Source organism: Actinokineospora spheciospongiae (genome assembly GCF_000564855.1).
Taxonomy (GTDB): Bacteria; Actinomycetota; Actinomycetes; order Mycobacteriales; family Pseudonocardiaceae; genus Actinokineospora; species Actinokineospora spheciospongiae.
This window is the reverse complement of the sequence record NZ_AYXG01000076.1, coordinates 1-24,650: the sequence shown is the minus strand read 5'-3', so window position 1 is coordinate 24,650 and position 24,650 is coordinate 1. Positions and strand designations below refer to the sequence as shown.

At 72.7% G+C, this 24,650-nt stretch carries 23 protein-coding genes; 10 read left to right on the top strand and 13 right to left on the bottom strand.

Going from position 1 to position 24,650, the window contains the following annotated elements:
• The first annotated feature begins 2 nt into the window (after window positions 1–2).
• Window positions 3–4,961, top strand: a complete 4,959-nt coding sequence (locus UO65_RS10400) for a DNA repair ATPase (RefSeq protein WP_035281141.1) — start codon at window positions 3–5, stop codon at window positions 4,959–4,961.
• Here the strand turns inward: UO65_RS10400 and UO65_RS10395 are convergent.
• Both UO65_RS10395 and UO65_RS10390 read right to left on the bottom strand, forming a co-directional pair.
• Window positions 4,955–5,398 (bottom strand): hypothetical protein, encoded by a 444-nt coding sequence (locus tag UO65_RS10395; protein ID WP_035281139.1) that lies wholly within the window; start codon window positions 5,396–5,398, stop codon window positions 4,955–4,957. The two genes, UO65_RS10400 and UO65_RS10395, sit on opposite strands and share 7 nt — an antisense overlap.
• A 194-nt stretch (window positions 5,399–5,592) precedes the next feature.
• Complete coding sequence (locus tag UO65_RS10390; RefSeq protein WP_052020983.1) at window positions 5,593–6,771, bottom strand: FAD-dependent oxidoreductase; 1,179 nt, start codon at window positions 6,769–6,771, stop codon at window positions 5,593–5,595.
• Between UO65_RS10390 and UO65_RS10385 the strand changes: the two genes are divergently transcribed.
• Complete coding sequence (locus UO65_RS10385; RefSeq protein WP_110079346.1) at window positions 6,770–7,036, top strand: hypothetical protein; 267 nt, start codon at window positions 6,770–6,772, stop codon at window positions 7,034–7,036. The genes UO65_RS10390 and UO65_RS10385 overlap by 2 nt on opposite strands.
• Window positions 7,037–7,098: 62 nt before the next feature.
• Here the strand turns inward: UO65_RS10385 and UO65_RS10380 are convergent, their stop codons facing one another.
• The 8 genes from UO65_RS10380 to UO65_RS10345 form a co-directional block, all read right to left on the bottom strand.
• Window positions 7,099–7,863: an ESX secretion-associated protein EspG gene (locus tag UO65_RS10380; RefSeq protein WP_035281138.1), complete on the bottom strand. Its 765-nt coding sequence runs from the start codon at window positions 7,861–7,863 to the stop codon at window positions 7,099–7,101.
• Between the two features lie 234 nt (window positions 7,864–8,097).
• Window positions 8,098–9,807: a hypothetical protein gene (locus UO65_RS37325; protein ID WP_200873355.1), complete on the bottom strand. Its 1,710-nt coding sequence runs from the start codon at window positions 9,805–9,807 to the stop codon at window positions 8,098–8,100.
• A gap of 181 nt (window positions 9,808–9,988) precedes the next feature.
• Complete coding sequence (pstB, locus tag UO65_RS10370; protein ID WP_035281134.1) at window positions 9,989–10,765, bottom strand: phosphate ABC transporter ATP-binding protein PstB; 777 nt, start codon at window positions 10,763–10,765, stop codon at window positions 9,989–9,991.
• A gap of 7 nt (window positions 10,766–10,772) precedes the next feature.
• Entirely contained in the window at window positions 10,773–11,684 is a 912-nt protein-coding gene (gene pstA, locus UO65_RS10365; protein WP_035281133.1) for a phosphate ABC transporter permease PstA, read from the bottom strand.
• Complete coding sequence (gene pstC / locus UO65_RS10360) at window positions 11,681–12,742, bottom strand: phosphate ABC transporter permease subunit PstC (RefSeq protein WP_035281131.1); 1,062 nt, start codon at window positions 12,740–12,742, stop codon at window positions 11,681–11,683. The genes pstA and pstC overlap by 4 nt, the downstream gene beginning before the upstream one ends.
• Window positions 12,743–12,776: 34 nt before the next feature.
• Window positions 12,777–13,907: a phosphate ABC transporter substrate-binding protein PstS gene (gene pstS, locus UO65_RS10355; protein WP_035281130.1), complete on the bottom strand. Its 1,131-nt coding sequence runs from the start codon at window positions 13,905–13,907 to the stop codon at window positions 12,777–12,779.
• Window positions 13,908–14,097: 190 nt separating this feature from the next.
• Window positions 14,098–14,979: a mycothiol synthase gene (mshD, locus tag UO65_RS10350; protein WP_035281128.1), complete on the bottom strand. Its 882-nt coding sequence runs from the start codon at window positions 14,977–14,979 to the stop codon at window positions 14,098–14,100.
• 82 nt (window positions 14,980–15,061) lie between these two features.
• Complete coding sequence (locus UO65_RS10345; RefSeq protein WP_035281126.1) at window positions 15,062–15,802, bottom strand: winged helix-turn-helix transcriptional regulator; 741 nt, start codon at window positions 15,800–15,802, stop codon at window positions 15,062–15,064.
• 521 nt (window positions 15,803–16,323) lie between these two features.
• Between UO65_RS10345 and UO65_RS10340 the strand changes: the two genes are divergently transcribed.
• The 8 genes from UO65_RS10340 to UO65_RS10305 all read left to right on the top strand — a co-directional run bounded on the left by UO65_RS10340 (window position 16,324) and on the right by UO65_RS10305 (window position 21,999).
• Entirely contained in the window at window positions 16,324–17,211 is an 888-nt protein-coding gene (locus UO65_RS10340) for an LmeA family phospholipid-binding protein (RefSeq protein WP_084175438.1), read from the top strand.
• Window positions 17,212–17,234: 23 nt separating this feature from the next.
• A complete protein-coding gene (locus UO65_RS10335; RefSeq protein WP_035281124.1) occupies window positions 17,235–17,657 on the top strand; it encodes a TlpA family protein disulfide reductase in 423 nt (140 codons plus the stop codon).
• Window positions 17,658–17,939: 282 nt separating this feature from the next.
• Window positions 17,940–18,383 carry a DUF4395 domain-containing protein gene (locus tag UO65_RS10330; protein ID WP_035281123.1) on the top strand — a complete coding sequence of 148 codons (444 nt, stop codon included), beginning with the start codon at window positions 17,940–17,942 and terminating at the stop codon, window positions 18,381–18,383.
• Window positions 18,384–18,433: 50 nt separating this feature from the next.
• Window positions 18,434–19,273 (top strand): sulfurtransferase, encoded by an 840-nt coding sequence (locus UO65_RS10325; RefSeq protein ID WP_035281121.1) that lies wholly within the window; start codon window positions 18,434–18,436, stop codon window positions 19,271–19,273.
• A 41-nt stretch (window positions 19,274–19,314) separates the two neighbouring features.
• Window positions 19,315–19,623 (top strand): DUF1416 domain-containing protein, encoded by a 309-nt coding sequence (locus UO65_RS10320; protein WP_110082526.1) that lies wholly within the window; start codon window positions 19,315–19,317, stop codon window positions 19,621–19,623.
• Window positions 19,624–19,871: 248 nt separating this feature from the next.
• Complete coding sequence (locus UO65_RS10315) at window positions 19,872–20,513, top strand: heme-binding beta-barrel domain-containing protein (RefSeq protein ID WP_035281119.1); 642 nt, start codon at window positions 19,872–19,874, stop codon at window positions 20,511–20,513.
• Window positions 20,514–20,521: 8 nt separating this feature from the next.
• Window positions 20,522–21,136 (top strand): 5-oxoprolinase subunit B family protein, encoded by a 615-nt coding sequence (locus tag UO65_RS10310; RefSeq protein ID WP_035281117.1) that lies wholly within the window; start codon window positions 20,522–20,524, stop codon window positions 21,134–21,136.
• Window positions 21,133–21,999 (top strand): 5-oxoprolinase subunit C family protein, encoded by an 867-nt coding sequence (locus tag UO65_RS10305; protein WP_035281115.1) that lies wholly within the window; start codon window positions 21,133–21,135, stop codon window positions 21,997–21,999. Before UO65_RS10310 ends, UO65_RS10305 begins: the two co-directional genes overlap by 4 nt.
• On the opposite strand, the gene UO65_RS10300 is transcribed toward UO65_RS10305, so the two are convergent.
• Genes UO65_RS10300 through UO65_RS10290 form a run of 3 tightly spaced genes read right to left on the bottom strand, consistent with a single transcriptional unit; the run spans window position 21,982 to window position 24,432 of the window.
• A complete protein-coding gene (locus UO65_RS10300; protein WP_233427520.1) occupies window positions 21,982–22,908 on the bottom strand; it encodes an asparaginase in 927 nt (308 codons plus the stop codon). The two genes, UO65_RS10305 and UO65_RS10300, sit on opposite strands and share 18 nt — an antisense overlap.
• Before the next feature lie 14 nt (window positions 22,909–22,922).
• The gene (locus UO65_RS10295) at window positions 22,923–23,528 is read right to left on the bottom strand and encodes an RsiG family protein (protein ID WP_052020981.1); all 606 of its coding nucleotides are present in this window, start codon (window positions 23,526–23,528) and stop codon (window positions 22,923–22,925) included.
• 55 nt (window positions 23,529–23,583) lie between these two features.
• Window positions 23,584–24,432 (bottom strand): beta-keto acid cleavage family enzyme, encoded by an 849-nt coding sequence (locus tag UO65_RS10290; RefSeq protein ID WP_035281112.1) that lies wholly within the window; start codon window positions 24,430–24,432, stop codon window positions 23,584–23,586.
• Window positions 24,433–24,650 lie beyond the last annotated feature (218 nt).

The following is a 24,650-nucleotide window of genomic DNA, read 5'->3' as shown; positions in this document are numbered from 1 at the left end:
CCGTGACCAGCACCGACACCCCCGCGGACGCGCCCGCCGCACCGAGCCTGGACGCCGGGACCTACGAGGTCCTGCGGGCCCGGCTCGGTGAGCAGGCCGCCGAGCTGGCCCGCCGGGCCGAGGCGCTCAACGCCGAGCGCCTGGCCGTGTTCGGCGGGGCGGACCTGCGGCTGATCGGCACCGAGCGCATCCGGACCGAGAACAACTGCGTGCCGCGCGACATCACTGCCGTGCCCGCAGGCGCTGGAGGCAACAGCACCGCGGGTGGGCTGATGTTGTTCGGGTACAACGTGTTCATCGGGTTGAAGCCGGAGACCTCGGTCGACGACGTGTTCTCGCTGCACCGGTTCACCCGCGACGGCGAGGCGTTCCGGTTCGAGGCGGGCACCGCCGAGGACGTGCCCGGGCTGCTGTCCGACGAGGGCTTCCGGCGCGACTTCACCGAGCTGTACCGCTACTACCGCGAGACCCGGCTGCTGCAACTGCGGCACGTCGACGGCAAGCTGCTGGCCGTCTTCCAGACCGGGCCGCGCACCGAGGACACCAAGGTCCTGCGCTGGAAGGTCGCCCCGGACGGCACCGTGGCCTACGAGGACAACCGGGGCGAGCGCGACCACGTGTTCCCGGCCTCGCACGACTTCGAGTGGGTGCCCACCACGCGCGACGACCACGTGCTGGGCCGGTTCCCGCACATCTCGATCCTGGGCAAGGTGTTCGTCGAGACCGTGCACGGCGACCTCACGGTCAAGGTGGAGAACAACACCGAGACCGGCGAGGGCGTCTACAGCGAACCGGTCGCCGAGCCGTTGCAGAGCCTGGCCGACGCGGACGTGCTCCACGCCGAGGTCGGGTCGCTGATCCTGCTCAAGGTCCGCCCGTACAACGAGACCGACTGGCGGCACCTGGTCTTCGACACCCGCACCCGCGGTGTGGTCCGCCTCGACGGGATCGGCCAGGCGTGCCGCCGCCTGCCCGAGGACCAGGGGATCATCTTCCCCGGCGGCTACCACCTGGCCACCGGCGCGCACAAGACGTTCGACACCGACGTGGCCGGCCTGGAGTACGAGCGGGTCATCCGCTCCCCCAACGGCGAGGACGTGCTCTACGCGTTCCACGCCCGCGAGGACGGCCGCACGCTGCTGCTGCCCTACAACGTGATCCGCAAGCAGGTGGCCACCCCGATCGTCTGCCACGGGTACTCGCTGTTCGCCGACGGCACGCTGGTGGTGTTCCGGGCGGCGTCGGAGGAGCCGACCCGGGTGCACCCGATGCAGGTGTGGCAGACGCCGTTCCTGTCCGACACGCACGCCGCCGCGCAGCCGGTGGGCGACGGGCCGCTGGACCGGGTGGGCAACGCCGACCTGGTGCGCGGCATCTCCGACGCGCTGTCGGTGACCCAGCTCGTGGGCGAGATGGCGCCGTCGACCCCGGTGTTCGAGGCGCTGATCGCCACCTGCGCGCGGGTGTTCGACCACTACCACTGGCTCGGCGACCCGGGGTTGCACGACCTGCGCACGCCGCTGTCGGAGGTCCGCGCGACCGCCGAGCAGGTGCTCGACGAGTTCGAGGCGGTGCAGGCGCTGACCCGGCAGGCCGCCGAGGCGCTGGCGGCCGAGGCCGAGGCGGTGGCGGCCCTGGTGCGGGTGGTGCGCGCCGAGGCGCCGAGGTCCGCCGACGCGTGGGTGGGCACCCTCGCCGGGCTGCGCCGGGCGCAGGGCCGGGTGGTGGGGCTGCGCGACACCCGGTACGTCGACCTGTCCGCTGTGGACTCGCTGGCCGAGGAGCTGGCGGCGGAGCTGGGGGCGGCGGGCAGGCGGGCGGTGGAGTTCCTGCGCGGGCCGGACGCGTTCACCGGGTACCACGAGCGGGTCGACCGGCTCGTGGCCGACGCGGCGGGCATCGCCACCGCCGCCGCGGCGGCGCCGGTGCACGAGCGGCTGGCCGAGCAGGCGGCGGGGCTGGAGGTGCTGACCGAGGTCGTGGGCACCCTGGACATCGCCGACGCCACCACGCGGACCGGCATCCTGGAGCAGGTCGGTGAGGTCCTGGGCGGGGTCAACCGGGCCCGCGCCACCCTGGTGGCCCGGCGCGCGGAGCTGCTGGCCACCGAGGGCCGGGCCGGGTTCGCCGCCGAGTTCGCCCTGTTCGGGCAGTCGGTGACCGGGGCGCTGGCGGTCGCCGACACCCCGGACCGGTGCGACGCGCAGCTCGGGCGGCTGCTGCTGTCGCTGGAGGACCTGGAGTCGCGCTTCGCCGAGTTCGACGACTTCCTGGCCCGGCTGGGGGAGAAGCGGACCGAGGTCTACGAGGCGTTCTCCGCGCGCAAGCAGTCGCTGCTCGACGAGCGGGCGCGTCGCGCCGACCGGCTGGTGGACTCGGCAGAGCGGGTGCTGGGCAGCGTCCGGCGCCGGGTGTCGTCGCTGGCGACGCTGGAGGAGGTCAACACCTACTTCGCCGCCGACCCGATGGTGGCCAAGCTGCGCTCGGTCGCCGACGACCTGCGCGGCCTCGGCGACCAGGTGCGGGCCGAGGAGCTGCTGGGCCGGGTCAAGGCGGCCCGGCAGGAGGCCGGGCGGGCGCTGCGCGACCGGCTGGACCTCTACGGCGACGGCGGCGACACGCTGCGCTTCGGCGCGCACGCGTTCGCCGTCAACACCCAGCCGCTCGACCTGACCGTGGTGCCGCACGACGGCGGGATGGCCTTCGCCGTCACCGGGACCGACTACCGGGCACCGGTCGACTCCCCGGGGTTCGCCGCGACGCGGGAGTTCTGGGAGCAGGTGGTCGTCTCCGAGACGCCCGGGGTGTACCGGGCCGAGCACCTGGCCGCGTCGATCCTGGCCGAGGCCGACCACGACGCGCTGCACGCCGCCGCGGTCACCGAGGACGGGTTGCTCGACCTGGTCCGGCGCACCGCCGAGGCCCGCTACGACGAGGCATACGAGCGCGGGGTGCACGACCACGACGCCGCGCTGATCCTGGCGGCGCTGCTGCGGCTGCACACCGCCGCCGGGCTGCTGCGCTTCCCGCCGGACGCCAGGGCCGCCGCCCAGCTCTACCGGGTGTTCGGCGCGGACGAGCAGGCGTGGCGGCGGTGGACCGTGCGGGCGGCGTCGCTGGTCCGGGCGCGGGCCGCGTTCGGCACCGTGCCCGCGCTGGCCGGGCTGCACCGGGAGCTGGGCGCGGCGATCGGCGGGTTCCTCACCGCCGAGGGGCTGCCCGCGGTCGACCTGGCCGCCGCAGGGGAGTACCTGGTGGAGGAGCTGGCTTCCGGGCCGGAGTTCGCCACCGGGGCCACCGCCGTGTCCATGGTGGACCGCTTCCACGCGTCGCTCGGCGCGGAGTCGGCTCGCCGGTTCGCCGAGGACCTGGCCGCCCTGGCCGACGGCGACCGGCTCGCGGCCCGGTTCGAGCTGGTCACCGCCTGGTACGAGGCGTTCGCCACGACCACCGAGGTGTCTGCGGTCGACCTGCCCGAGGCGGTGGCCCTCGAGCTGACCGGCGACGCGCTGAGCAGGCAGGAGTCCTCAGCGGCGCTGACGGCCACGGTCGACGGGCTGCTCGGCGCGCACCCGAGGATCACCGACCGGTCGCTGACCCTGCGGCTGGACGAGTTCCTGGCCCGTACCGCCGCCTTCCGCACCGACCGGGTGCCCGCGTTCCGCGCCTACCAGCGCACCCGCACCGAACTGGTGGCCCAGGAGAAGCGGCGGCTGCGGCTCGACGAGTTCGCGCCGAAGGTGATGAGCGCGTTCGTCCGCAACCGCCTGCTCGACGAGGTCTACCTGCCGCTGATCGGCGACAACCTGGCCAAGCAGCTAGGCGCGGCGGGCGAGGGCAAGCGGACCGACCAGATGGGCCTGCTGCTGCTCATCTCCCCGCCCGGCTACGGCAAGACCACGCTGATGGAGTACGTGGCGAACCGGCTCGGCCTGGTCTTCGTCAAGGTCAACGGCCCCGCCCTGGGCCACGCGGTCACCTCGATCGACCCGGCCGACGCCCCCGACGCCACCGCCCGGCAGGAGGTGGAGAAGATCAACTTCGCGTTGGAGCTGGGCAACAACGCCCTGCTCTACGTCGACGACATCCAGCACACCAACCCGGAGCTGCTGCAGAAGTTCATCTCCCTGTGCGACGCCCAGCGCCGGATGGAGGGCGTCTGGAACGGCCGCACCCGCACCTACGACCTGCGCGGCAAGCGGTTCGCGGTGTGCATGGCGGGCAACCCGTACACCTCCACCGGCCAGCGCTTCCGGGTCCCGGACATGCTCGCCAACCGCGCCGACGTCTGGAACCTGGGCGACGTGCTCTCCGGCCGGGAGGAGCTGTTCGCCCTCAGCTACGTCGAGAACGCCCTCACCTCCAACCCGGTGCTGGCCCCGCTGTCCACCCGCGACCGCGGCGACATCGGCCTGTTCGTCCGCATGGCCCGCGGCGACGACTCGGTGCGCCCGGACCAACTGGCGCACCCGTACTCCGCGGTCGAGGTGGAGCGCATCGTGTCCGTGCTGGCGAAGCTGCTGCGGGTGCAGGAGGTCGTGCTGGCCAACAACCGGGCCTACATCGCCTCCGCCGCCCAGGCCGATTCGTCGCGCACCGAACCCCCGTTCGGCCTCCAGGGCTCCTACCGCAACATGAACAAGCTGGCCGAGCGCATCGTGCCGGTGATGAACGACGCCGAACTCGAAGCCCTCCTCGACGACCACTACCGCGGCGAGGCCCAAACCCTCACCAGCGGCGCCGAGGCCAACCTGCTCAAGCTCGCCGAACTGCGCGGGCGCCTCACCCCCGCCCAGGCGGCGCGCTGGGCCGAGGTCAAGTCCGCCTACCTGCGCGAACGCGCCCTCGGCGGCGACGGCACCGACGCGGTGAGCCGGGCCGTCGGCGCGATCGGCCTGCTCGCCGACCGGGTGGGCGCGGTGGAGGCCGCGATCACCCGGGCGACGACCGGGGCTCAGTAGGGGCGGTACCCGGTGGCCACCCGCTTGCGCGTGTAAGCGAAGGTCGGCGGCAACAGCGCGCACACCACCATCGCCAACGCCACCAGCAGACCGAGGATCGGCACCAACGGCATGACCCCGTAGGTCAGGGCCATGACAACGCCGATCCCAGCCTGCACCACGACGATGAACCCGCCCACCGCCAGCAGGATCGCCCCGGCGGTCTTGCGCGCCAGCAACAGGATCGCCCCGATCAGGATCAGCAGGCTCGACACCACCTCGGTGACGAGCGCGACGCCCACGGGGCCGTAGAAGCACGACTCCCCGCACCCACCCACCAGCGGCTGCACCAACAACACGATCGACCACGCCGAAGCCCCCAGGCACAGGAACCCGAACACCACCGCGAGGACGGCGGTGATCCCACTCGGCTGCGGCTGGTACCCGGGATGGGGCATCGGATGACCCGGCGGCGGATACGGCCCACCCTGCGGGTAGGGCGGCGGGTACGGCCCCGGCGGGTACGGCTGCTGGGGGTACGGCTGCGGCTGGTGGCCGGGTGGCGGGTACCCCATCGGCGGGTACGGCGGTTGCTGGCTCACCTACCCATCCTGGCAGGCCCGGCCACCCCCACCGGGCCGAACGCGCGGGTTCAGCGGGCCGGGGCCTCCCAGAGGGTCTCGCGGTCGTAGAGCCAGCGCAGGTCCGGGTCGGGCATGAGCCGGAAGACCAGCGGCAGCAGCAGTTTCGCCACCCGGCCCACGCCCTTCTGGTCGCCGTTGCGCTTGCCGTGCGCCACGACCTTCTCCACCCGGGCGCGCCGGGCGCCCTCGTAGGCGGTCAGCGCGGCCTCGACGGGCAGGTCGCGCAGGCAGCGGGCCAGCTCGACGGCGTCCTCGACGGCCATCGACGCACCCTGGCCCGCGGCGGGTGAGGTGGCGTGCGCGGCGTCACCGATGATCACCATCCGGTCCCGGTGCCAGGTCGGCACCCGGGGGAAGTCGTAGGTGTTCCACGGCAGCATCGGTGACTCGGTCCCGCCGATGACCCGCCGCGGCAGGTCACCGTCGTCGGCGAACAGGTCGAGCAGGCGCGACTTCCACTCCCCCGGCGAGATCGCCGCCAGTTCGGCGGGGGACAGCTCGCGCCGCTGCGGGACGTTGCAGAACCACCACACCTCGCCACCGGGCGCGCCGACCACGCCGAGGAAGGCGCGCTTGCCGAACATCATCCGGGTGACGCCCGGTTCGGTGTCGATGTCGACGCCGCGCACGTACCCCCCGGTGTTGACCAGCGGCACGTACCGGGCGTCCGGCGCGCCCGGGTCGATCAGCGTGCGCACCACCGACCGCAGGCCGTCGGCGCCGACCAGCAGGTCACCCCGGTCGGTGCTGCCGTCGGCGAACCGGGCGGTCACCCCGTCGGCGTCGGGGTCCGCACCGACCAGGCGCTTGCCGTACTCGATCAGGATGCCGCGGCGCACGGCCTCGTCGCGCAGGCGGGCGTAGAGGTCCCCGCGGTTGAGGGTGATCGAGGTCAGGCCGTCCGTGCGCGCCCCGACCAGGCTGAACTCGCGCAGCCGCCGGTGCTCGCCGAGGAACAGGCGGATGGTCGGCGTCGCGAAGCCCGCCTCGCCGACCACCTCGTGCAGGTCCAGGACGCGCAGGGCGTCCATGCCGTTGGGGGCGAGGTTGAGGAACGCGCCCACCCCGTCCGCGCCGCGGTCGTAGGCCTCGTGGACCACGGCCTCCACACCCACCCGCTGCAACGCCATCGCCACCACCTGGCTGCGCGAGATGCTCTCCACCCCCGCCGCGGAGTACCCGGACATGCCGGCCGCCCTCGCCTCGATGCTCATCCTCACCCCGGAGGACGTCGCCACCTGCCTGACCACCCGACGCGGCCTGGTCGAGGCCGAGATCGCCGCGACCGAGGCGGAGATGGCGCCGCTGCCGCGCATCTTCGTGCTGGAGGACGAATACGCACTGGCCCTGCGGCGCGCCGAGGCCGAGTGGCTGCGGTCCGTTGTGGACGACCTGCGCTCCGGCGCGCTGTGGTGGGACCTGTCCTTGGTGAAGGGGTTCGCGGGCCCCTAGGCCGTGTTCCGCGAGTCGTCACGACCCGCGGCGGCGGTCCCGGCTCCCGACCTGGCGAAGCCCTACCGGCGCCGGGACTCGTCGATCAGCTCGGTGAGCTGCTGGGCCAGCCGGGTGCTGTCGGCGGGCGAGTAGGTCGCCCGAACCTCCCCCTCCGCACCCGGCTTGGACACCATCAGGTACCGCCCCGCGTCGGTGTCGATCCACCCCACGGTCCCGGTGTCGACCTCCCGGCCGTGCCTGCCGCGCGCACTGACCATGAAGAACCCGAACCCCTTGCGCGGCCGCTCCAGCATCGCCGCCGCCATCCGCAACTGGGCGTCCGAACTGGACCGCGGCGCCCGCACCGCCTCGGTGAACCCCTCCGCCCTGGCCTCCGGCGCGGCCTGCACCACCTGCACCGACTGCCCCGGCCCAGGTCCCAGCGGCGGCAGCAGGGCCACCAGCGAACGGGCCAGCCCCAGCGGGCTGATCACCTCGAACCGGATGCTCTGCCCCTCCTGCACGGCCAGCACCCCCGCCGTCCCCGCCGCGGCCGCCCGCGCCTGGATGTCGCGCTTGGGATCGATGCTGCCGGACATCGCCACCGCGACGTCGTGGTCGCCGGTCACCTTGAGCGCGGTCTCCACGTCGGTGTCGATGCTGTTGTGGCGGATCAGCCCGCGGTTGGTCAGGTCGGTGAACACCAGCTTCGCGATCCGCCGCCGGTCCTCGTCGAACTCCCCGAAGCTGGGGATCTGGAACGGGTAGAGCCGACAGTTCACCCGCAACACCTGCGACAGCATGTCCACCGCGGCGAGCGACAGCGAGAACGAGCGGGGCGGCATGGGGACAATCTAACCCGCACCGGCGCACCCCGCCCCGGTATCGGCGCTGTCCCCGGCACCGGTGACCCGGCCGGGTCACCGCCGGTGAACCGGCCATGTCACCGCCGGTGAACCGGCCATGTCTCGCGGTGGGCGGTTTCGCCGCGTCCGCGTTCGGCCTGGGGTTCTGGCAGGGCGCCCAGGCCGCCGGGGGCTCGGGCACCGGACCAGTGGTCGGCCCGTACCGGGCGGGGCTCAGCCGCCGATGACCGGGGGTGCGGTGATCTCGTCGGTGCCGAAGACCTCGTCCGGGTCGGCTTCGACCAGGTAGGAGGGGCGCTGGTGCTCGTCGTCCTCGCCGCCCTGGCCCCGGGCGCCGCCCGCGCCCATGCCGCCCAGGCCACCCGCGGCTCCGCCCCGGCCGGCACCCGCCGCGCCCGCGGCACCGCCGCGGGCGCCCATGGCGTGCTCGGCCGCCAGCGCGCCCGCGCCGACACCCGCGCCCTTGGCGCCGAGGCCGCCTGCGCCGGGACCGCCCGCACCGGCTGCGCCGCCCCCGCCCGCGCCTGCCCCGCCGCCCGCACCACCTGCGCCGAAGCCACCGCCACCACCGCCGCCGAAGCCACCGCGACCGCCGCCGAAGCCGGTGCCGCCGCGACCGCCGCGGACGCTGTCCTCGCCGAGGCCGTTCAGGGGTCCGCCGCCGAGGGGGGTCATGCCGTTGAGGCCGCCGTTGGTGCTGCCGTTCCCGGCGCCACCACCACCACCGCCGCCGTTCGGGCCGTTGAGGCCCGGGAGGTGGCCGGGGCCGGACGGGGGCGGGTACTGGCTGGGGTTGGTGGTGCCGTTGCCGCCGCCCGGGGGGATCGGGATCTGCGGGGTGCCCGGGGTGGTCCCGCCGCCGTTGCCGCCGCCACCGCCGTTGCCGGTGGTGCCCGGGTTGCCGCCGCCGAGTTGAGGCGGGTTGGTGCTGCCGTTGCCGCCGCCCGGGTTCTGGTTGAAGGTCGAGGCCCCCCGGTCGTCGCCGCCGGAAACGGTCACGTCGCTGTCGCCGGGGTTCTGGACCTTCTTGCCGTCGTCGGGCTTGCCCGGGTCGTCCGTGCCGCCGCCGGACATGGTGGGCGGGGTGGCGAAGGCGGGCATCGTCGCCGAGCTGCCCAGGGCGCCGTCGTAGGTGCCGACGACGCGGGCCGCCTCCTCGTGCGCGGCCTGGCTGGCGCGGTAGTCGTTCATGTACTGCGTCGCCTTGGTGGCCAGCTCGATCGGGTCGGTCGTCGTCGCCAGGTCCTGGTTGGCCGCCTTGAGGTCGAACGGCACCGGCTCGGGCATGGAGTTCTTCGCCTCGGCCAGCGCGGACGCCTGGATGCCGGTCTGCGTGCCCGCCAACTGCGCGCTCTGCCCGGCCTTGCCCACCCAGTTGCCGATGTCGGCCATGAACTGCCGGGCCGAGTCGCCCGCGGTCCCCTGCCAGTCTGTCTGGCTGTTGTTGATCGCCGAGGCCACGTCGCCCTGGAACCCCGACATCTGGTTCCCGGCCTCGACGTACATCTCGCCCATCTCACCGACCTGGTCGGGGTCGACGCCCTCGGTCACCATCGTCTGGAGCGTGGGGTGCTCGGTGCTCAGGTAGTTCGTGCAGGACAGCGCGGGCCCCGGCCGGGTCTGCAGCCCTTGGGCCAACTGGTTGGCCTGGGCGGACATGTCCTGGTTGAACTGCTCGTTGATCTCGCTGTTGCGGGTGAACTGCTTCCAGATCTCCCACCAGTTCGCCTGGTCGATGTCCTGGTCGACCTGCTGCTCGGCCTGCTCCTGCACCTCCTGGGAGGTGTCCGAGGTCCCGGTCCGGTCGATGTAGTACGGGCTCTTCGGGTCGTAGGTGGGGTCGTAGTCGGGGCTGTTCCGGTCCGACGCGCCCGGTGGCGGGGCACCCGGGGCGTGGTAAGCCGTCTGCACAGATCCAGTCATGGCCACAACCTCCCGCGTCACGGTACCAATGGCGGGTGTTGCCCGTCTCGGCTCTGACGGGACGGGATCGGTGGTGGTTCCCGGCACCGGGGGGAGATGACCGGATCGGGTGACGGAATGCCGCGAGCCCCCCGGCCGGAGGGGCCGAGGGGCTCGCGGGTGCGACGGGGTGGAGCGGCGGTCAGCCGAAGCGGCCGGAGATGTAGTCCTCGGTGGCCTTCTGACCGGGGTTGGAGAAGATGCGCTCGGTCTCGTCGATCTCGACCAGGCGGCCGGGCTGGCCGACGCCCGCGAGGTTGAAGAAGGCGGTCTGGTCGCTGACCCGGGCCGCCTGCTGCATGTTGTGGGTGACGATGACGATCGTGTAGTCCTTCTTCAGCTCCCCGATGAGGTCCTCGATCGCCAGGGTGGAGATCGGGTCGAGGGCGGAGCAGGGCTCGTCCATCAGCAGGACGTCGGGGCGGACCGCGATGGCGCGGGCGATGCAGAGGCGCTGCTGCTGGCCACCGGAGAGGCCGCCGCCGGGGCGGTTGAGGCGGTCCTTGACCTCGGCCCAGAGGTTGGCGCCGCGCAGGGCGCGCTCGGCGACCTCGTCGAGCTTGCGCTTGTCGCGCTCGCCCGCCAGCTTGAGCCCGGCCACCACGTTGTCCCTGATGGACATGGTGGGGAACGGGTTGGGCCGCTGGAAGACCATGCCGATGGTGCGGCGGACCGACACCGGGTCGATCGTGCTCGCGTAGATGTCCTCGCCGTCGAGCAGCACCTTGCCCTCGGCCCTGGCACCGGGGATGACCTCGTGCATCCGGTTGAGGGAGCGCAGCACGGTGGACTTGCCGCAGCCGGAGGGGCCGATGAAGGCGGTGACGCTGTGCGGCGGGACCGCCAGGGACACCTGGTCGACGGCGTGGAACTTGCCGTAGTAGAGGTTGAGGTCCTTGACGTCGATGCGCTTGGCCATGGGTCGCCTACTTCGTCTTCAGGGAGGTCAGCCGCGAGATCAGCGATCCCAGCAGGTTGAACAGGGTGATGATGAGGATCAGGGTGACCGCCGCGCCCCACACCCGGGCCTCGCCGATGGCGTTGGTGGTGAGGCGCTCGGAGGTCATCAGCAGCGGCAGCGACGCCATGCTGCCGTTGAACGGGTCGAAGTTGATGTAGCTGGTGTACCCGACCAGGACCAGCACCGGCGCGGTCTCGCCCATGACGCGGGCGATGGCCAGCGAGATGCCGGTGATGATGCCGGACAGCGCCGTCGGGATGACGATCTTGAGGATCGTCTTCCACTTGGGGATGCCCAGCGCGTACGCGGCCTCGCGCAGCTCGTCCGGGACGATCTTGAGCAGTTCCTCGGTGGTGCGGACGACCACCGGGATCATCAGCAGCACCAGGGCCAGCGACACCGCGAACGCGCTGCGCGGGAAGCCGAGGGTGGTCACCCAGAGGGCGTAGATGAACAGCGCCGCCACGATCGACGGGACACCGGAGAGGATGTCCACGGTGAAGGTGACCGCGTTGGCCAGCCGGGAGCCCTTGCCGTACTCGACCAGGTACACCGCGACCAGGATGGCGATGGGCACGGCGATGACCGCGCAGATCAGGCCCTGGAACAGGGTGCCGATGATCGCGTGGTAGACGCCGCCGCCGAACTGGCGGGAGGTCAGGCCCGCGAAGGACCTGCTCCACCAGTCCGCGTTGAGCACGTGCTCGAGGCCGCGGGCCAGGACGGTGATCAGCAGCCAGACCAGCGGGGCCAGCGCGATGAGGAAAGCGCCCCAGACCAGCCCGGTGGCGAACCGGTTGCGCAGCTTGCGACCCGCCCCGATCTCCTGGAACGCGGGCGGCGCCGCGGGCCGGTCGAGGTCAGTGGCGGTGCTCATTCGTACTCCTTGTGCCCGGAGATGATGTAGCGGGCGAAGGCGTTGACGATGAACGTCAGCACGAACAGCACCAGGCCCGCCGCGATGTAGGCGCCCGCGCCGCGCGGGTCGTTGAACTCCGCCGCCGCGCGGGCGATCTTGGAGGCGATGGTGTCGCCGCCGTCGAAGAGGCTGAAGCCGAAGTGCTGCGAGGTCGACGCGAGGATGATCATGACGGCGATGGTCTCGCCGAGCGCGCGGCCCAGGCCCAGCATGGACGCGCTGATGTAGCCCGCGCGGCCGAAGGGCAGCACGGTGGTCCGCACGACCTCCCACTTGGTGGCGCCCAGCGCCAGCGCGCCCTCGATCTGCGTCGAGGGGGTGCGGTCGAAGACCTCGCGGCTGATCGCGGTGATGATCGGCAGCAGCATGACCGCGAGCACGATGCCCGCGGTGAAGATGGTCTGGCCGATGGCCAGGTTGGAGCTGCCGGTGGCGAAGATCGGGATGAAGCCCAGGGTGTCGTTGAGCCAGGTGCTGACCGGCTTGAGCGCCGGGGCCAGCTCGTAGAGGCCCCAGAGGCCGTAGATGATCGACGGCACGGCGGCCAGCAGGTCGACGACGTAGCCGAACGGCCTGGCCAGCCGCTTGGGGGCGTACTGGGTGAGGAACAGCGCGATGCCCAGCGAGATCGGCATCGCGATGAGCAGGGCGAAGATGGACGCGAACACGGTGACCAGCAGCAGGTCCAGCACGCCGAAGGCCAAGGCGGCCGGGTCGGCGTTCCAGTCCCGGCTGAACAGGAAATTCGCCTCGTTGCCTGCCAGCGAGGGGATGGCCTGGATCAGCAGGAAGACGCCGATCAGGACGATCATCACGACGATCAGCACACCCGAGCCGACCGTCAGCGTCCGGAAGATCCGGTCACCCGGGCGGGTGACGACCTTGGGCGCGGCCGGGGGCGGGCCCGAGTCCGGCGGGTTGGGGGGAATCGTGGCCTCCGGGGCGGTGTTCGGCGCCGAGCCCCGCGACCCGGTTTCCCGGGTCGCGGGGCGTCCGACCTTGGCGAAGTCGCTCATCGCGTCTCTGCTCAGTCTGCCTGGGTCGCTGGACTCAGGCGATCGCGCCGACGGCGGTCAGCAGCTTGGCCTGGAACTCGTTGGGCAGCGGAACGTAGCCCGCGTCGGCGAGGGTGGCCTGGCCGTCGGTGGCGGCGACGGTCAGGAACGCCTTGACGGCCTTGGCGGTGTCGGCGTCGTAGCCCTTGGAGCAGACGATCTCGTAGGTGGTGAGGACCAGCGGGTAGGCGCCCGCGGTGTTGCTGGCGTAGAGCGCGTCGAGGTCGACGACCAGGTCGTTGCCCTCGCCCTTGATCTTGGCGGAGGCGATGGCCTTGGCGGCCGACTCGGCGGTCAGCTCGACCGCGCCGGAGCCGCTGTCGATCTTGGCGGAGGTCAGGTTCTTGTCCTGGGCGTAGGACCACTCGACGTAGCCGATGGCGCCGTCACCGGCGGCGACGGCGTCCGCGACACCCGCGGAACCCTCGGCGCCCTGGCCGACACCGCCGTTGAAGACCTTGCCCGCGTCCTTGGTCCACGCGCCCTTGGAAGCGGCCTTGAGGTACTTCTGGAAGTTGTCGGTGGTGCCCGACTCGCCGCCGCGGTAGATCACGGTGATGGGCTTGTCCGGCAGGGTGGCGCCGGAGTTGATGCCCGCGATGGCCGGGTCGTTCCACTTGGTGACCGCGCCGCTGAAGATCTTCGCGGCGACCTCGGGGGTCAGGGTCAGGTCGGTGACGCCGTCGAGCTTGTAGGGCACGGCGACCGGGCCGAAGACCAGCGGCAGGTTCCACGCCGGGTTGCCCTGGCAGCGCTGGGCGGCCGCGTCGACCTCGCCCTTGTCCTTGCTCAGCGCGGAGTCGCTGCCGCCGATGTCGACGATGCCGCCGTTGAACTGCTTGATGCCCGCGCCCGAGCCGGACGGGGTGTAGGAGAGCTGCTGGTCGGCGCACTTCGCGCGGTAAGCGGCGCTGAAGGCCTCCATCGCACCCTTTTGCGCGCTGGAACCCTCGGCCTGGAGGGCCTTCTTGCCGCCGCACTCGACCGGGGCGGTCGCGGTGGGGGCGGGCGCACCGGAGTTGTTGCCGGAACCGGTCGGGGTGTTGTTGTCGCTGCCGCACGCACTGAGCACGAGGGCACCGGCGGCCACGATGCCGAGCACCGACGCGGTCCGCTTGGTCTTCACATTTCCTCCAGCACAGGAGCCTTCACGGTCGGCGTGACTCTCTGTCAGCCGTGTCGCCGGCGACGCTAGGCAGCGGTGGTGGACGCGCCCTCTTGAAGAGGTGAACGACGGGTGAACAAGCCCCCGAATGTGGCTCTGACTACAACATTGTCGCCGTCCCGTGACCCGGGTGTGCGCAGCCGGTAACCGTTCAGGCGCCACCGGTGCGCATTACGGCCCACTGGACGTCGGCGGCCGAACGGGTGAAGCCCAGGCGTCGGTAGACGGCGACGGCGGGGGCGTTGTCGGCCTCCACGTACAGGATGACCTCGGGGCGGCCGGTGGCTCGGAGGTGGCGGACGCCGACCAGGGTCAGCGCCCGCCCCAGGCCGCCGCCCTGGGCGTCCGGGTCGACGCCGACGACGTAGACCTCGCCGGTGCCGTCCGGGTGCACCTTGGTCCAGTGGAAGCCCAGGAGCCGGTCGGCGGGGTCGACGGCGAGGAAGAACCCGGCCGGGTCGAACCAGGGCTCGCGCTCGGTCGCCTCGACGTCGGCGACGGTCAGCGCGCCCTGCTCGGGGTGCCAGTCGAAGGCGCGCCGGTTGACCTCGACCACCGCTGCCTCGTCGCGGCCGGGGACGAACGCGCGGACGGTGACGCCGTCGCGCCAGACCGGTTCGGGCAGCTCCTCGTCGAGACCGCGGCGCATGACCAGCAGCTCGCGCACCTTCTGAAGTCCCAGGCGCGCGCCGATGCGGGCGGCGGCCGGGTGGTCGCCGTGCGACCAGAGCCGGACGCCGTCGGCGGCGTGCGCCAAGACCTCGCGGACCAGTTCGGTGCCGACGCCGCGGCGGCGGTGCTCGGGGTGCACGAGCACCTCAGCGACCTGGTTGCCGTGCGCGTCGCCGTCGGTGTCGAGGTGGGCGTAGCCGACCACGGTGTGGTCGGCTACGGCGACGAGCTGCTCGCCGCCGCGGAACTCGCGCGGCAGCGGGCCGTCCGGGGAGACCTCGGGGCGCCCGTCCGCCGCGGCGGCGGCGAGCAGCAGCGGGCGGATCTCGTCGGTGGCTGGGCCCCAGGTCAGGTCGGTCACGGGTCCGACCCTACCCACCGGGCACGGCGAGTCCCGGACACCGGGAGGGGGTGTCCGGGACTCGTGAGCGAGGTGTCGCGGCCTAGCGGGCGTCGAGGGAGAAGTTCGCCAGGTCGGCGTCGAGGGGGTCGACCTCGCGGCGGGAGCCGCCCGCCTTGGGGGGCTGGACGAACTTGTAGCCGACGTTGCGCACGGTGCCGATCATCTGCTCGTGCTCGGGGCCGAGCTTGGCGCGCAGCCGCCGGACGTGCACGTCGACGGTGCGGGTGCCGCCGAAGAAGTCGTAGCCCCAAACCTCCTGCAGCAACTGGGCCCGGGTGAACACCCGGCCCGCGTGCTGGGCGAGGTACTTGAGCAGCTCGAACTCCTTGTAGGTGAGGTCGAGCGGGCGCCCGCGCAGCCGCGCCATGTAGGTGGCCTCGTCGATGACCAGCTCGCCGAGGCGCAGCGCGCCGTCGGCGGCGGCACCGGCGGGGCCGCGCGAGGTGAGCAGCCGCAGCCGGGCGTCCACCTCGGCCGGGCCCGCGGTGGGCAGCAGGATCTCGTCGATGCGCCAGTCGCTGTTGATGGCCACCAGGCCACCCTCGTTGACCACGGCGAGCACCGGGCAGCTGTCGCCACCGCTGGTGAGCAGCCTGCACAGGCTCTTGGCCGCGGCCAGGTCGGTGCGCGCGTCCACCACGACGGCGTCGCGGGAACCGGCCTCGAGCAGGGCGGTGACCTCGGGAGCCTGGGTGCGCACGGTGTGCGGCAGCAGCATCAGCGACGGGAGGACCGAACCGGGTTCCGGGTCGGCGGTCAGCAGCAGCAGGTCGAGGCTCATGCGAGTCCGCCTCTCTCTTGCGTGAATCCGCGCCGTCGACGTCGAGGAGCGGGAGTTCGGATTTCGGCTCAGCGGAGAATAGCTGCCGAGCTGCGGGAATGTCGTGGTCGTGAAGCTTGCGTCACACGGGTGCACGCGCTCCGGGCGGACTCCGCGCAGGTCAGGGGGGTCATGTTACAGCCACGTTAATCCGGCTGTTGACCTGCTGTTATCGAAGCCGGAAGCGTTTCCTCACCGCGCGGGAATTGGCTTTGTGAATCATGCGTAACACGGCTTCGGATCTCACCATCCGGTACTCCCGAACGGGTCGGGTCCTCCCGGACCACCTGGACGGGCGGTGATCAGCCTGCCGCCACGGCGCCCGGGAGGACCGCCCCGGCTCTCGGGACGGGGAGTCGACGGGGATCATTGGGGGTGGCTCCGCAACCCGACCGGGTGCTGACGAGTCCTTGAAGGGGACAGGCGACAGACCAGGGGCACGACGGGCAAGACACGACGGACAGACACGACAGGTGGCGGGGATGACGACCATGACGAACTCCGGCAGGCCGCAGGCGGCTCCCAGGCGGGGCCGGTCCAAGGCGGTGCGGCGGCTCGTCATCACCCTCGTGGTGCTGGCGGCGCTGCTGGTCGCGGCCGACTTCGGCGCGGCGGCGGTGTTCGAGCACGAGGTGTCCAAGCGGGCCAAGGCGCAGTTCGGCCTCCGCGACGACCCGTCGGTGAAGGTCGGCGGCTTCTCCTTCCTGGCCCAGGTGATCGCGGGCGAGTACGACACGGTGACCGTCGACGCCAAGGGCGTGCCGGTCCAGGACACCCTGCGCGACGTCGACGTGCACGCCGACCTGCGCGGCATCAAGGCGCCGCTGTCGGACGTGGTGTCCGGCTCGCTCAAGCAGCTCCCGGTCCGCGAGGTCGACGGCCAGGTGCGGATCAAGGCCGCCGACGTCAACCACGCGCTGCAGGAGAACCAGGGCAACAGCGTCATCGCCTCAATCAAGAACCTGACCATCGACCCGGCGAGCAAGGCGCTGGTGGCCACCGCCCCCGCCGACGGCGGCGAGACCGACCTGGACAGCGTCGAGACCGCCGACACCGAGGGCAGCACCGCCGGGGTGCGGCTGTGCGGCACGGTCGAGGTGGCGGGCCTGTCCACCGAGCTGTGCGTCTTCTCGATCATCTCGCTGGAGCAGGACAGCATCGCCATCAGCGCCAAGCGGCTGGAGCTGCGCAACGCGGCGGGCGCCACCCGGCTGCCGTCGGCGGTCGAGGACACCATCCTCGGGGTGTTCTCCCGCCCCCTGCCGACCGGCAGCCTGCCGTTCGGGGTCACGCCGACCGCGGTTACCGTCGAACCGGGCCTGCTCTCGGTGAAGGGCAAGGCGACGGACGTGGTGCTGGGCGGGAGCTGACCCGCCCGCGGAGGTGAACGGGCATGACGGGTGCGCTGGTCGCCCTGGGGACGCTGCTGGTGGCCGCGGTGGTCGGGTTCGCCCTGCGGGCCCGGGACGGCCGGGTCCGCGCGCGGGAGGACGACACCGCGGCCCGGGTCCCGGCCGAGGTGCGCGCCGCGCTCGACGCAGGCGCGCGGGTGACGCTGGTGCAGCTCTCCACCACCTTCTGCGCCCCGTGCAGGCAGACCCGGGTCCTGCTGTCGGACCTGGCCGCGCGCACCGACGGCCTCGCACACGCCGACGTCGACCTCACCGACCGCCCGGAGCTGGCGAAGGCGCTGTCGGTGCTGCGCACGCCCACCACCCTCGCCGTCGACTCCCGAGGAGTGGAACTGCTGCGGGTCGGTGGCGTCCCGAAACGCGAAAACCTGCTCGCGGCGCTGGCCCCGCACCTGCCCGGCTGAGGCCCGCCCGGGTCCACCACCAGCGGGTTCACCGCTGACAAGCCCCATTCGGCCTGTCCCAACCCGTGGACGGGTCCTCTCACAACCGGGGGCCTGCGCGTAAGCTCGCCCCCGTGTCCAGCAACCTGACCAGGCGCCGCGCGGTGGATTTCGGCCGCGTGCACAGCAGCCTGTGTCGGTGATCTGACCGGCGGTGGTCCGGTGGGTGCGACGCCCGCCGCGGTGCCCAGCACCGAACCGCCGGTACGCAGGGAAGCCCTCGCGCCCAGATCAGGAGACCACATGTCCGCACGTCCGCAGGTCGACCCGCGCGGCCCCAGGTTCGCCGCCTGGGTGACCTCGGCGGTGCTCGTGGCGGTGCTGCTCACCGGCTGGTGGCCGCTGCTCGCCGCGCAGGTGGTGGTGTTCGCCGTCGGCGCCTTCGCCAGCCTGTCCGCCGCGCCGTACTCGGTGCTCTACCGCGTCCTCGTCGCGCCCCGGCTCGGGCCGACCGACGAGCGCGAGGACGTGGCGCCGCTGCGCTTCGCCCAGGGCGTCGGCTTCGCGTTCGCGCTGGTGGGCACCCTCGGCTACGCCTTCGGCGTTCCCGCGCTCGGCGTGGTGGCGACCGCGTTCGCGCTGGCCGCCGCGTTCCTCAACGCCGCCTTCGGCCTCTGCCTGGGCTGCGAGACCTACCTGCTGCTGCACCGCCTGCCCGGTTCCACCAGGACCGTGTCGGACCACTGAGCCGTGTCGACCAACGCCGTGTCAACCAGAAAGAAAGTGGGAACTTCCCGATGAGCCGCGAAGACGTGCTGGTTTCGGCCGCGTGGGCCGAGGAGAACCTCCAGACCACCGGAGTGGTCTTCGTCGAGGTCGACGAGGACGCCAGCGCCTACGACACCGGGCACATCCCCGGTGCGGTGAAGATCGACTGGAGGCAGGACCTCCAGGACCCGGTGCGCCGCGACTTCGTCGACCGCGCGGGCTTCGAGAAGCTGCTGTCGGCGCGCGGCATCGGCAACGACGACACCGTGATCCTCTACGGCGGCAACAACAACTGGTTCGCCGCCTACGCATACTGGTACTTCAAGCTCTACGGCCACGACGCGGTGAAGCTGCTCGACGGCGGCCGCAAGAAGTGGGAGCTCGACGGCCGCCCGCTCGACGCCGAGGCGGTCACGCGCGACGAGACCACCTACTCGGCCAAGGAGCAGGACCTCTCGCTGCGCGCCTTCCGCCAGGAGGCCGTGGACGCGATCAACACCAAGAACCTCGTCGACGTCCGCTCGCCCGACGAGTTCTCCGGCAAGCTGGCCGCCCCGGCGCACCTGCCGCAGGAGCAGGCGCAGGTCAAGGGCCACATCCCGACCGCGATCAACGTGCCGTGGAGCAAGGCCGCGAACGAGGACGGCACCTTCAAGTCCAACGACGAGCTGCGCGAGCTGTACAAGGACGCGGGCCTCGACGAGGGCAAGGCGACCATCGCCTACTGCCGCATCGGTGAGCGCTCCTCGCACACCTGGTTCGCCCTGCACGAGCTGCTCGGCTACAGCGACGTGAAGAACTACGACGGCTCGTGGACCGAGTACGGCTCCCTGGTCGGCGTCCCCGTCGAAATCGGCGCGCAGGGCTGATCCAAGAACAAGGTCCGGTCAACCCCGTCAAGGAGATAACGATGAGCAGTAGCTGCGGAGCCCCCGAGCAGGGCTCGGCCATCCCGGCCGGGGTCGACCCGGGCAAGGAGGTCGTCCTCAACGGCAAGGTGACCAGCGGCGGCCAGCCGGTGGGCGGGGCGTTCGTGCGCCTGCTCGACGGCACCGGCGAGTTCACCGCCGAGGTCGTCTCCGCCGAGTCCGGCGACTTCCGGTTCTTCGCCGCGCCGGGTGAGTGGACGGTGCGCGCGCTGCACCGCTCCGGCAACGGCGAGGCCAAGGTCAACGCGGCGGGCCCCGGCCTGCACGAGGTCGCGGTCAGCGTCGGCTGACCCAGCGCACCAGCCTGACCCAGCGCACCAAGCGGCCCCGGAGCACCCCGTGCTCCGGGGCCGTCGCCGTTCCCGGGTGCGGGTGAGAGCACGGCCACCGGGCGTGGGCGGGTTGTTCGCGGCGGCAGCGGCTAAGCTGCGGGGCGTGGAAATCTTCTTCACCTCGCTGCTGGTCATCGTGGGCCTGGTGACCGCGTGGTTCGCGGTCTACGTGGTGTACCGCCTGTACGCCGACCAGCGCTGAGCGGATGACAGCGAACCAGCCCCCGGTCGTCCCCGGCAGCGGTGACGCCGCGGTCCAGGCCGCCCTGCAACGGGCCGAGCGGACCCGGCACCGCAACCTGCCGCAGTTCGACGACCTGCCGATCCCGGCGGACACCGCGAACCTGCGCGAGGGCCCGAACCTGCACGACGACCTGCTCGCCCTGCTGCCCCTGGTCGGGGTGTGGCGCGGTGAGGGCGAGGTCGTCTACCCGACGATCGACGGGCCGTTCAAGTTCGGCCAGCAGATCACCTTCGCCCACGACGGGCGGCCGTTCCTGTCCTACGAGTCGCGGGCCTGGCTGCTCGACGACGAGGGCGCCGTGATCCGCCCGGCCGCCCGCGAGGTCGGCTGGTGGCGCCCGGGGCCGGACGACACGCTGGAGGTGCTGCTGGCGCACGCCACCGGCATCACCGAGATCTACTACGGCGCCCCGCGCACCCAGACCTCCTGGGAGATCGAGACCGACATCGTCACCCGCACCGCCTCGGCCAAGGAGGTCAACGCGGCGAAGCGGCTCTACGGGCTGGTCAACGGCGTCGACCTGGCCTACGTCGAGGAGCGGGCGATGATGGGCCAGGAGATGCAGCCGCACACCTCGGCCTACCTGCGCCGCGTCGTCGGCTGACCGCCTGCGTGCGCCTGCTGCGCTGCGGCGCCGACGCCGTGCTGGTCGAGCTGGGCTCGCTGACCGAGGTCGCCGCCGCCCGCGCGCTGCTGGCCGGGTTGCCGGACGTGGTCGACCTGGTGCCCGCCGCGCGGACCGTGCTGGTGTCGTTCCGGCCGGGTTCGCCGTCGGTCGCCGCGGTGCGACCGCTGCTCACCTCCGCCGACCTGTCGGTGGCCCCCGCCGTCACCGGGCGCCCGGTGGTGCTGCCGGTGGTCTACGACGGGCCGGACCTGGAGCTGGTGGCCTCGACCGCCGGGGTGGGCGTCGACGCGGTGGTGGCGCTGCACTCGGGGGCGGAGTACACCGTGGCGTTCACCGGGTTCGCCCCCGGCTTCGGCTACCTGACCGGCCTGCCGCCGGAGCTGCACCAGCCCCGGTTGGGGACGCCGCGCACCCGGGTGCCGGTCGGGTCGGTCGCGGTGGCGGGCGAGTTCACCGGCGTCTACCCGCGCGCCTCCCCGGGTGGCTGGCGGCTGCTGGGCAGACTCGCCGCGGGCGCCGAACCGCTGTTCGACCCGCACCGCACCCCCGCCGCCCTGCTGGCCCCCGGTGACACAGTCCGCTTCGAGGTGACCGGGTGAGGCGGGCGGTGACGGTGCTGGCGCCGGGGCCCTCCGCGCTGGTCCAGGACCTCGGCAGGCCCGGGTACGCGCACCTGGGGGTGCCGCCGTCGGGGGCGCTGGACGTGCCGTCGCTGCGGCTGGCGAACCGGCTGGCGGGCAACGCCGAGGGCGCGGCGGGCATCGAGGTCGTCCTCGGCGGCCTGGTGCTGCGCGCCGAGGCGTCCTGCACGGTCGTGGTGACCGGCCCGAGCACCCCGGTCCTGCTCGCGGGCCGCGACGTCGGCTCGCACGCCCCGGTCCACCTGCGCGCGGGCGACGTGGTCGAGCTGGGCCCGCCGCGGGCGGGCCTGCGCAGCTACCTGGCGGTGTCCGGTGGCCTCGACGTCCCGCCGCACCTGGGTTCGCGGTCCACCGACGTCCTCTCCGGCATCGGCCCCGACCCGCTGCGCGCCGGGGACGTGCTGCCGCTGGGCACCCCGGTCCGGCCGCCGACCGGCGAGGACGCCGTCGCCCCGCCCAGCCCGCCGGACCGGTTGACCGTGCCGGTGCTGCTGGGTCCGCGCGAGGACTGGTTCGCCGACCCGGTCGCCCAGCTCGCCGCCGCGACCTGGTCGGTGTCCCCGGAGAGCAACCGGGTCGGGCTGCGCCTGCTGGGCCACCCCCTGGTCCGCGCGGACGCCCGCGCCGAGCGCGAGCTGACCAGCGAAGCGGTGGTGACCGGTGCCGTGCAGGTGCCCGCGAACGGGCGCCCGGTGATCTTCCTGGCCGACCACCCCACCACCGGCGGCTACCCGGTGATCGGGGTGGTCCCGACCGGGCACCTGGCCGCCCTGGCGCAGGCGCGGCCGGGCACGAGGGTCCGGTTACGCCCGCGGGCCTGAGCCGAACAGGCCCGCCGGGACGCGCACCTCTCCGACGGGTTCGCCGCCGCCCAGCACCACCGTGTCCAGCGGCGGGGGCTGGTGGCCCAGGAATTCCAGGACGGCGCCCAGGACCGGGGTCCGGGCGCGCGCGGCGCCGTCGTCGACCTTGAGGGCGAGGGTCGTGCCGTCGGGCAGGGCCATGATGTGGACGCCCTCCGCGCCGCCCTTCACCAGCAGCCCGGGGACGGCCTCCATCAGGGCGGTGTCGATGCGGTCGGTGCCGCCGACCAGGTGCGGGTGCGCGCGCATGGCGTCGGCGACGCGGCGGCGGCGGGTGCCGGGCGGGGCGGTGACCAGCCGGGAGCAGGCGGTGGCCAGGTCGGTGAGGCTCAGCGCGAACAGCGGGGCACCGCAGCCGTCGACGCCGACGGCGGGGATCGGCGTGCCGGTCAGGTCGGTGACGGTGGCGGCGATGGCGGCTTGCAGCGGGTGCGCCGGGTCGAGGTAGGACGCGGTGTCCCAGCCGAGCTGAGCGCAGGTGGCGAGCATGGCGGCGTGCTTGCCGGAGCAGTTCATGGTGACCCGGCGGCGCCGGTCGCCACGGCTGTCCTCGTGCAGCGGCCAGTCCTCCGGGCAGCCCAGGTCGTCCTCGGCGAGGCCGTGCCGGGCGAGCAGGGCCAGGACCCGGTCAACGTGCACCGCCTCACCGCTGTGCGAGGCGCACCCGATGGCCAGGTCGGCGTCGTCGTCGAGGTCGAGCCCCGCGCGGAGCATCCCCAGGGCCTGCAGCGGCTTGTTGCTCGACCGGGGGAAGACCGGCGAGCCCACGTCACCGACCGCCAGGCGCACCCGGTCGTCGGTGAGCACGACCAGCGAGCCGCGGTGCACCGACTCGGTGAACCCGGAGCGCACCACCTCGGCGAGCACCGGGTTGGCCGGGTTCAGCGGTCCTCGCCCGGCTTCCCGCGCTCGGCGGGCTTCTCGCGGTCGGGCTTCTCGCGCTCGGCGGCGAGCAGGTCGTCCACCGAGGCGCTGCCCGCGCGGTAGCGGTTGCCGATCTGCTCGTTGAGCAGGTCCATCACCTGCTGCACCTGGCGCCGCCGCTGCGACACCGAGGCCTCCTCCGACCGGTAGGTGCGCAGCGCCAGGTCGAGCCGCTCGTCCGGCAGCGCGGCCACGTCGGACAGGTCGGCGTCGGACACCAGGGCCTCGACGTGCCTGCGGTGCGCCTCCGCCCGCGAGGGCTCCATCACCTGGTGGCGACCGGAACCCGTGGCGGGCCCCACCGCGTTGTCGGCGAGGATGCTGGCCAACTGCTCCACCACCGAGGCGCTGCCGCCGTCGGCGCGGCGGCGCTGCTCGGCCAGCACGATGTCGATCCGACCGTGCAACAACCTGCGCAGGTAGGAGAGGTCGGTCTCCTCCTGGGCGGCGTCGTCGCGACGGGCCCGGACCTCACCGAGGTCGAGGCGGTCGAGGCCGGTGACGTAATCCGGCGCGAGGACCCGGTCGATGCGCCTGCGTCCACCGGGACGGACTTCGATCACGGGCACATCCTCCGACACTCGATCCCCGACCGCCACATCTTGGCGACTCGGTGGCTCACCGCGCCACCCCCAGGAGTACCCGTGCCTCGTCTGGACCAATCGGCGGCCGCTGCGCGATCCGCGAGAGGCTCGACGCGCGGGCCACCAGTTGGGCGTTGTCCTTCACCTTCTCACCCCTGGCGTAGGTGGTGGTGTCCTCCATGCCCACCCTCAGGTGCCCACCGGCGGACAGGCTGGCCAGCAGCACCGGCAGCGTGCTGCGCCCCACCCCGGTCGCGGAGAACGTCGCGCCCTCGGGGACGAGCCGCAGCGCGGCGGCCACGGTCTCCAGGTCGCCCGCCATGCCACCGGGCACCCCCAGCACCAGGTCGAGGTGCACGTGCCCACCCGAGGGGAGGCCGTGCTCGTCGAGCAGGCGGCGCAGGGTGGTCAACTGCCCCAGGTCGAAGATCTCGTACTCCGGCACGATGTCCCGCTCCCGCATCCGCTTGTGCAGCTCGACGATGAACTCCCACCGGTTGAGGAAGACGTCGTCGCCGAAGTTCACGGTGCCCATCGAGCAGGAAGCCGAATCCGGGAGCGCGTCGAGCACCGCCAGCCGGTCGGCCTCGGAGTCGGTCACCGCCCCACCGGTGGACAACTGCACGATCAGGTTGGAGTTCTCCCGGACCGCTCCCACGGTTTCCCGCAGGAGCCCCAGGTCCAAAGTGGGCTTGGCGTCGCGGTCGCGGACGTGCAGGTGGATCATCGCGGCACCCACCCGCTCGCAATCCCTTGCGGTCCGCACGAGGTCTTCGACGGTGACCGGGAGGTTGGGGACGTCCGCCTTGCTGTGCTCGGCCCCGGTCGGCGCGACCGTGATCAACGTGCCGTGCGCGCCGGGGCGGGAAGTCGACGGTGACATGGCGCGAATCCTGGCACACGGCGTGGTCGGGTAGCTGGGCTCGGGCAGCTGGGCTCGGGCAGCTGGGCTCGGGCAGCTGGGCCTGGGGCCGGGGTGTCCGGGCATTTCGGGTGGTGGGCTGCTGGGCGCTTTGGGTGGGTGTGGTGCTGGATCGGGTGGAGTTATTTCTTCGGGGCCCCTACGAAGACCCTCTGCTGCGGTGCGCGTGGGTGGGCGAA

Excerpts from the sequence above, each read along its gene's own strand:
- UO65_RS10380 (WP_035281138.1), bottom strand. The coding sequence starts at position 7,863 with ATGCCGCCCCGCTCGTTCTCGCTGTCGCTCGCCGCGGTGGACATGCTG.
- UO65_RS10330 (WP_035281123.1), top strand. The coding sequence starts at position 17,940 with ATGTCCGCACGTCCGCAGGTCGACCCGCGCGGCCCCAGGTTCGCCGCC.
- UO65_RS10385 (WP_110079346.1), top strand. The coding sequence starts at position 6,770 with ATGCCGGCCGCCCTCGCCTCGATGCTCATCCTCACCCCGGAGGACGTC.
- UO65_RS10320 (WP_110082526.1), top strand. The coding sequence starts at position 19,315 with ATGAGCAGTAGCTGCGGAGCCCCCGAGCAGGGCTCGGCCATCCCGGCC.
- UO65_RS37325 (WP_200873355.1), bottom strand. The coding sequence starts at position 9,807 with ATGACTGGATCTGTGCAGACGGCTTACCACGCCCCGGGTGCCCCGCCA.
- UO65_RS10395 (WP_035281139.1), bottom strand. The coding sequence starts at position 5,398 with ATGCCCCATCCCGGGTACCAGCCGCAGCCGAGTGGGATCACCGCCGTC.
- UO65_RS10335 (WP_035281124.1), top strand. The coding sequence starts at position 17,235 with ATGACGGGTGCGCTGGTCGCCCTGGGGACGCTGCTGGTGGCCGCGGTG.
- UO65_RS10325 (WP_035281121.1), top strand. The coding sequence starts at position 18,434 with ATGAGCCGCGAAGACGTGCTGGTTTCGGCCGCGTGGGCCGAGGAGAAC.
- pstB (WP_035281134.1), bottom strand. The coding sequence starts at position 10,765 with ATGGCCAAGCGCATCGACGTCAAGGACCTCAACCTCTACTACGGCAAG.
- UO65_RS10390 (WP_052020983.1), bottom strand. The coding sequence starts at position 6,771 with ATGTCCGGGTACTCCGCGGCGGGGGTGGAGAGCATCTCGCGCAGCCAG.
- UO65_RS10290 (WP_035281112.1), bottom strand. The coding sequence starts at position 24,432 with ATGTCACCGTCGACTTCCCGCCCCGGCGCGCACGGCACGTTGATCACG.
- pstC (WP_035281131.1), bottom strand. The coding sequence starts at position 12,742 with ATGAGCGACTTCGCCAAGGTCGGACGCCCCGCGACCCGGGAAACCGGG.
- UO65_RS10340 (WP_084175438.1), top strand. The coding sequence starts at position 16,324 with ATGACGACCATGACGAACTCCGGCAGGCCGCAGGCGGCTCCCAGGCGG.
- UO65_RS10345 (WP_035281126.1), bottom strand. The coding sequence starts at position 15,802 with ATGAGCCTCGACCTGCTGCTGCTGACCGCCGACCCGGAACCCGGTTCG.
- pstA (WP_035281133.1), bottom strand. The coding sequence starts at position 11,684 with ATGAGCACCGCCACTGACCTCGACCGGCCCGCGGCGCCGCCCGCGTTC.
- UO65_RS10315 (WP_035281119.1), top strand. The coding sequence starts at position 19,872 with ATGACAGCGAACCAGCCCCCGGTCGTCCCCGGCAGCGGTGACGCCGCG.